Here is a 6,180-nt window from a genome sequence, read left to right as displayed (position 1 = left end):
AGAACGTATACCTGCACCGTGTGCGCAGCCGTGTCCCCCAGGGACAAGAACTCCGCCCGCGTGATGCTGGTCCGGGCAGGTTGGAACCCGGACGGTGCTGAGGGCGCAAGACCTCCTGGTCCGGTGGACCCAGAGGCAGCCTGAGCCGTAAATCCCCGCTCAGCCCTGGAGGGTGGACAATCCCCTCCCTTCAGGAAGGGGAGCCTTCAATGCTGCGGCCCCCTCGGCGGTCTCGTCGTCCCGGTTCCGGCGGCACGGGGCCTGCCGACGCGCGGCAGGAGTGCCGCGGCCAGCAGCCCGCCCAGGCCCACGACCGCGAGCGCCGCCATCGCCGCAGCGTAGGCGCCTTTGCTGAGCCCTGACACCAGGATCGTTCCCGCGACGGCAGTGCCGAGTGAGGAGCCGAGGTTGGAGATGCTGCGCGACAGGCCGGAGATCTCGCCCTGCTGCGTCTCGGGGAAGCACGACTGGACCACGTTCACCGACGGGGTGAGCATCACTCCCAGCCCCAGTCCGATCAGCAGCAGGCCGGGGGCGAACGCCCAGGGGCCGGGCTTCCAGGCGACCAGGACCAGCAGCACGGCGATGCCGGCGGTCGTCACGACGAAGCCCGCCATGATGAGAGTGCGCTGTGTGCGGCGCCGGGCCAGCTTCTCGGCTGCCAGTGAGGAGGCGAGGATGCCGAGGGTCGCGGCGGTGAAGATGACGCCGGTCTCGATCGCGTCGTAGTCGCGGACGACCTGCAGGTAGGCGGCGACGGTGAACGAGACGCCCATCAGCATCAGCCACTGCGTGTTCTGGGTGACCAGGCCGAGGTTGGAGGTGCGGTTGCGGAACAGGTCCGTCGACAGCAGCGCCTCCCGGCCGGCGCGCTCGCGGCCGCGCACCCAGACGAAGAAGCCGGTCAGCACAAGTGCGCCGGCCAGCAGCAGGCCCAGCGCCAGCCAGCCGTTGTTGTCGACGGCCAGGATGCCGGTCACCAGCAGCACCAGGCCCGCCGCCGACAGCACGGCCCCGACCATGTCGAAGGGCCGGGCGGGGTCGGGCGGCAGCGGATCGGCGAGCCGACGGCTGAGGACCACGATCACCACGATCACCAGCGCCTGGAACACGAACGCGGCCCGCCAGCTGATCGCGCTCGTGATCAGCCCGCCGATCAGCGGACCGGCGGCCGCCCCGACGCCGCCCATCGCCATGATCGCGCCGAACGCACGCGCCCGGGACGCCATGTCGGTGAACAGCAGCGTGGTCAGGACGTAGACCGGCGGGATCAGCAGCGCCGTACCCACACCCTGCAGAATCGAGTTGCCGAGGATCAGCACGCCCAGCCCCGGCGAGGCCGCACTGAGCACCGCCCCGACCCCGTAGACCACGAGACCCGCCAGCAGGCAGCGCTTGCGCCCCCACTTGTCGGTCAGCTTCCCGCCCGGGATCATCAACGCGGCCATCACCAGCAGAAAGATCGTGATCGCGACCTGCACACCCTGCACGGTGGTGTCCAGGTCCTCGCTGATGTCGTTGATCATCACGTTCATGTTCGATCCGGCGAAGCTGCAGATGAACTGTGCCAACGCCAGTGGGGCGAGCACGCGCCGTGCCCCCGCCGCACCTCCCTTGGCTCCCGCCGCTGCCGTCCCTGTCATGCGCCACCTGCCCATCTGCCGAGTTTCATGTCTGAGGAACTGCGGCTTGGTTTCCGCTGGCCCGGCGCTGACGGAAACCGCCGCCACGACCGTCGCACGGCCAAACGCCGCGGGGTCGAAGGCGCGCAGCAAGAGCCACCACCACGATCATGGCCGCAGGCTCCATCGCCGGCGCGGTGCTGGGCACCCTGCTTCTGGGGCTGTTCCTGAACCTGGTGCTGATGCTGATAGCCGGAACCACCAGCAGGGCCGGGCGCTGCCGCGGGCCGTATCGCCGCCGTGCGCCGCGCGCAACCTGCTTGGTGCAAGGTGTCCTGGTGCAGGGCGTCTTGGCCCGCCGGACCCGTCCCTGCCGGCTGCCGGCTGCCGGTCAGGGGACGCGCCCGGAGCGGATGGAGGCGCGGCCGGTGGTGGCGCCGTACGGCGGGCGGGCGGTCAGTGGGCGGAGAATCCGCCGTCGACGAAGAGCGCCTGCCCGGTGATGTAGGCGGCGCCGCGGCCGGCGAGGAAGACCGCCGCGCCCGCGAAGTCCTCGGCCAGACCGTTGCGTCCCACCAGGGTGCGCGCGGCCAGCGCCGCCACCGCCTCGGGATCGGACGCCAGCCGCGCGTTGAGCGGGGTCAGCACGAACCCCGGCACGAGCGTGTTGCAGGTGACGCCGTACGGCGACCAGGCCTCGGCCTGGGAACGGGCCAGTGACTCCAGCGCCCCCTTGGAGACGCCGTAGGCGCCGCTTTGGGCGAACGCCCGGTGCGCCTGCTGGGAGGTGACGTGGATGATCCGCCCGAAGCCGCGTTCGGCCATGCCGGGGGCGAAGCGCTGTCCCAGCAGATAGGGCGCCTCAAGGTTCACCGCCATCGTGGTGTCCCACACCTCCTCGTCCAACTCGCCCATCGGCGGCCGCAGGTTGATCCCGGCACAGTTGACGAGGATGTCGGGCTCCCCGAACACCCCGGCCACCTCCTCGGCCGCCGCACGCACCCCCTCGCGGCTGCCCAGGTCGGCGCTCACCCAGGCCGCCCGGCAGCCCGCCGCCTCCAGTTCGCCCACCGCATCGGCCAGCTGGGCCTTTTGACGCGCCACGATCACAACGCCCGCTCCCGCCCGCGCCAGGGCCCCGGCAATGACCCGGCCGATACCGGAACTGCCGCCGGTCACCACGGCGACCCGGCCCTGAAGCGAGAACAGTTCGGAGAGATACGCCTGCGTCGTCATGCCCGCACCCTAACCGGCACCCCGGTGACCTCCTGAAAAGCCTGTCACCGGCCGGGCTCCGGCGACCTCACGGCATACCGCCCTCCCCCCGCCTTCCCCGCCTTCCCTCGCGGTCTCCCGCGGTCTCCTTGCGGGGTACGGCTGTGTGCCGGTGCCCGGCCGCACCCCGGCCGGCCGCACCGTTGGCAACGCCCGGTGCGGTGCCGGGCCCTGTTTTTCCTCCCCGATCCGGGTTTCATCCGGCAGATTTGCCAGGACTTGCCAAAGCATGCCCGCATGTGCCAACTCCGGGAAATGCGCAGCTCAGATGGGGTTAGGCGGTGACGGATCCGGGGTGTTGGCCGCCCGAACTGGGCTTCCTTTCCGCCTTCTTGAGCGGATCCCGAGCGAATGCCGAGGGATTCCCAAGCCTGTGTTGCCAAGCTTCTTGGCAAGAGGTTGCCAACACGGAACACACAAGTTGTCACAAGGGAGTCCGGCCATGAAGAACATCGCCCGCATCTGCGTCACCGCCGCCGCTGTCGCCACCGCCCTGTTCACCACCGGCGGCATCGGCTCCGCGGCCACCGCGGACGCCATCGGCTGGCCGACCGCCCACACCACGGCCCTGCAGGCCTCCGCCACCGGCGACATCGGCTGGCCCATCGCGCCCGCCACCACCAACGGCGGCATCGGCTGGCCCGTCGCCCCCGCCACCGCCGTCCAGGCCTCCGCCACCGGCGACATCGGCTGGCCCATCGCGCCCGCCACCGCCGTCCAGGCCTCCGCCACCGGCGACATCGGCTGGCCCATCGCCCCGGCCACCACCAACGGCGGCATCGGCTGGCCCGTCGCCCCCGCCACTGCTGCGGTCTGAGCGTGCGGAGGGCCCGAGTGCCCGTCCACGGCGGCTTGAGCAGGAGGCGACACGGTGGGTGCACGGACCGCTCGGTCCGTCCCGGCAGCCGGAAGGAAGTCCGCCCCATGGCGCAGACACCGTGGAACGCGAAGTTCGAGACCATCCTCCGGCAGGGCCTGCCCGGCCTGGGCAAGGACAAGGCACCCGCCGCGGATGTCCCGATGGAGACCTACGGCCTGGACTCCCTGGCACTCATCGGCATCGTCAGCACCCTGGAGTCGGTCTTCGCAGTCAGCCTCGCCGGCCAGGTCACCGTCCCGGTACGCACCCTGACGGCCGGCCAGCTGTGGGGCGTCCTGTCCGCCGCACTCCAGCCCGCCTGGGACATGGACCTGCCCGCCGCCCCCGGCAGCCGGGGACGCAGCCCCAGCCCCTGGGCCGTCGCCTGACCCACCGCCCGCCCCGCGCCTGAACGCGCGAGCGAACCGAGAAGCCCCCGCCGGCCACCGCGCCGCGACGGGGGCTTCGGCCGTTCCCGGCCGGCGCGGCAGGCCCGGCACGGCACGAGCTGCGGCATACGGCCCTGCCCTCCCGAAGCTCCCGCGAAGTGACAAGTAGCTCTCTGTAGCCGATCTGACGTCCTGTTGTACCGGTTTCCTGCGTTCTGCTCCTGACTGTGTTGTGCTCACGTCACCGTGGTCGCGCGCGTCGGGACTGGGAACCGGAGGACCTGATCGAGGTCTGGACTCTGCTGGAGGAGGACCAGGACCGGCTCCGGAACAAGTCGGGGGCGAACCGGCTGGGCTTCGCGCTACTTCTGAAGTTCTTCGAGGTGGAGGCGCGTTTCCCGGAGGAGGCCGTGGAGGTCCCGGCGGCCGCGGTGTCGTACGTGGCCCAGCAGGTGATGCCGACTGAGGAGTGGGGCGTCTACGACTGGTCCGGGCGGGCGATCAAGCGGCATCGGATGGAGATCCGCGCGGCGTTCGGGTTCCGCGAGTGCACGCGGGAGCACCAGGTCCAGCGTGCGCAGTGGTTGGCAGCGGAGCTGTGCCCGGTGGAGCTGAACCGGGACCGGCTGGCCGAGGCGGTGGTGGCCCGGTGCCGCAAGGACCGCTTGGAACCGCCAGCGCCGGCGAGGGTGACGCGTCTGGTCGCCTCGGCGGTGAACACCTTCGAGGAGAGGTTCTGCGCGACAACGGTGGAGCGGTTGTCCGCGGCCTCCCGGTCCCGGTTGGACGACCTGGTGGCCGAGGACGAGATCCTTTCGTTCTCTGCCTGTTCAATCGGCGCAAGTCTCAGCTGTCTCCAGAGGGGCGACTATGCCGTTCAACACCGAAGCCGATGCCAGAGTTGCCGAACGGGACGAGTGGCCCTATGCGCCGGCCGTCGGGGTCGGACCACTCCGGTTCGGCATGACCGTCGACGAAGTGGTCGAGGCGGCTGAGGTGCTCGGCCAGTCGAGCGTCAGCGAGTGTCCAGCGGGCCCCGCGGTCTTCTCGCCGACGTGGAAGATCGAGGTCCACCGTCGCGGCGTGGCTCCTTCTGCGCCTGCCGTCACGGCTTATGCGAGCCAAGCAGCGGGGTTGTTCTGCGTGGCTGCCGACGCCGTGCACGGCCCCCAGGTCGCGCACGACGGACTCACGCTGGTCGGAAGAGACCTGTCGGAGCTGGAGCGCGACGCGATCGCGCATGCCGAGACAGTGGACGGGCACTTCCGCTACACGCCCGAGGGCTACGCAGGACCGGCTGATCCCGGGGTCGTGATGCGCGGGCAACGAGTCGGGCATGTCCTTCGATCGCGTCCGTTGTTCATGGTGACGCGCGACGGCGCGTATACCGAATGGGACTCGCTGCCGCACGAGGAGTACCGCAACGGCCAGTTCCACGCCTGACGCGATGTGACTCATGACGGAGCAGCGCGGTCGCGATTCCGGGCTGACGCGGGCCGACGGTGCCGCTCGCGCTCACGTCATGGCGCCGGATGTCATAGAGCTCGTCCGGTCCGCGTCAGCGGCCGGTCTGCTCGTGGGCGACGGCCGGGCCGAGCCCCGAGGGGAGGTTGCCGACGACGAGGGACACCGCGGCGTCCGCGGTGCGTGCGAACCCGAGGACCTCGGCACTACGAGGGCGGCGGACGCGGAACTGCCCGTCATGCAGCGGGTCTACCGACGGCACCTGGATTGACCAGGGGTAGCTCGTGAAGCTGCTGAAGTTCAGGTTGTAATGGCTGGTGAAAGGGTAGAGCTGCCGCAGCTGCGGTTCCGCTCCGGCCGCCTCAATCAGGGGCACGATGCCCGGGTAGGCAGTGCCCGGCTTCAAGATCTCGTGCCGCATGTGATGCCACTGCCAGACGAGCAGCAGCTGCTGCCAGCGCGCTTCCACTGTCGCCGCAGATCCGAGCTTGCGGGCCGCTGCGAGATCGGGAAGTAGCGGCCTCGGCGGGATGCTGGGCGTCTGGCTGGGGCCGTCGGGACTGATCGTCAC

The 6,180-nt window shown here is 70.6% G+C and carries 6 protein-coding genes and 2 pseudogenes; 5 read left to right on the top strand and 3 right to left on the bottom strand.

The window, feature by feature from the left end:
- Positions 1–144: pseudogene (locus tag ABZS97_RS32880) on the top strand (RNA-guided endonuclease TnpB family protein); the annotation flags it as partial.
- A 62-nt stretch (positions 145–206) separates the two neighbouring features.
- On the opposite strand, the gene ABZS97_RS32875 reads toward ABZS97_RS32880, so the two are convergent.
- Positions 207–1,643 carry an MFS transporter gene (locus ABZS97_RS32875; protein ID WP_356143700.1) on the bottom strand — a complete coding sequence of 479 codons (1,437 nt, stop codon included), beginning with the start codon at positions 1,641–1,643 and terminating at the stop codon, positions 207–209.
- Positions 1,644–2,078: 435 nt separating this feature from the next.
- The gene (locus ABZS97_RS32870) at positions 2,079–2,858 is read right to left on the bottom strand and encodes an SDR family oxidoreductase (protein WP_356143698.1); all 780 of its coding nucleotides are present in this window, start codon (positions 2,856–2,858) and stop codon (positions 2,079–2,081) included.
- A 481-nt stretch (positions 2,859–3,339) separates the two neighbouring features.
- Between ABZS97_RS32870 and ABZS97_RS32865 the strand changes: the two genes are divergently transcribed.
- The 4 genes and pseudogenes from ABZS97_RS32865 (at position 3,340) to ABZS97_RS32850 (ending at position 5,588) form a co-directional block, all read left to right on the top strand.
- On the top strand, positions 3,340–3,714 hold the full coding sequence (locus ABZS97_RS32865; protein ID WP_356143697.1) for a hypothetical protein: 375 nt from the start codon (positions 3,340–3,342) through the stop codon (positions 3,712–3,714).
- Positions 3,715–3,821: 107 nt separating this feature from the next.
- Entirely contained in the window at positions 3,822–4,145 is a 324-nt protein-coding gene (locus ABZS97_RS32860) for an acyl carrier protein (protein WP_356143695.1), read from the top strand.
- A 227-nt stretch (positions 4,146–4,372) separates the two neighbouring features.
- Positions 4,373–4,798, top strand: a pseudogene (locus ABZS97_RS32855) (DUF4158 domain-containing protein); the annotation flags it as partial.
- 217 nt (positions 4,799–5,015) lie between these two features.
- Positions 5,016–5,588, top strand: a complete 573-nt coding sequence (locus ABZS97_RS32850) for a hypothetical protein (RefSeq protein WP_356143703.1) — start codon at positions 5,016–5,018, stop codon at positions 5,586–5,588.
- 115 nt (positions 5,589–5,703) lie between these two features.
- On the opposite strand, the gene ABZS97_RS32845 is transcribed toward ABZS97_RS32850, so the two are convergent.
- Positions 5,704–6,180 (bottom strand): DUF6193 family natural product biosynthesis protein, encoded by a 477-nt coding sequence (locus tag ABZS97_RS32845; RefSeq protein ID WP_356143693.1) that lies wholly within the window; start codon positions 6,178–6,180, stop codon positions 5,704–5,706.

Origin of the sequence: Streptomyces sp. NPDC005485 (assembly GCF_040606085.1) — a bacterium.
In the GTDB taxonomy this organism is placed as follows: Bacteria; Actinomycetota; Actinomycetes; order Streptomycetales; family Streptomycetaceae; genus Streptomyces.
This window is presented reverse-complemented; position numbering and strand designations above follow the sequence as displayed.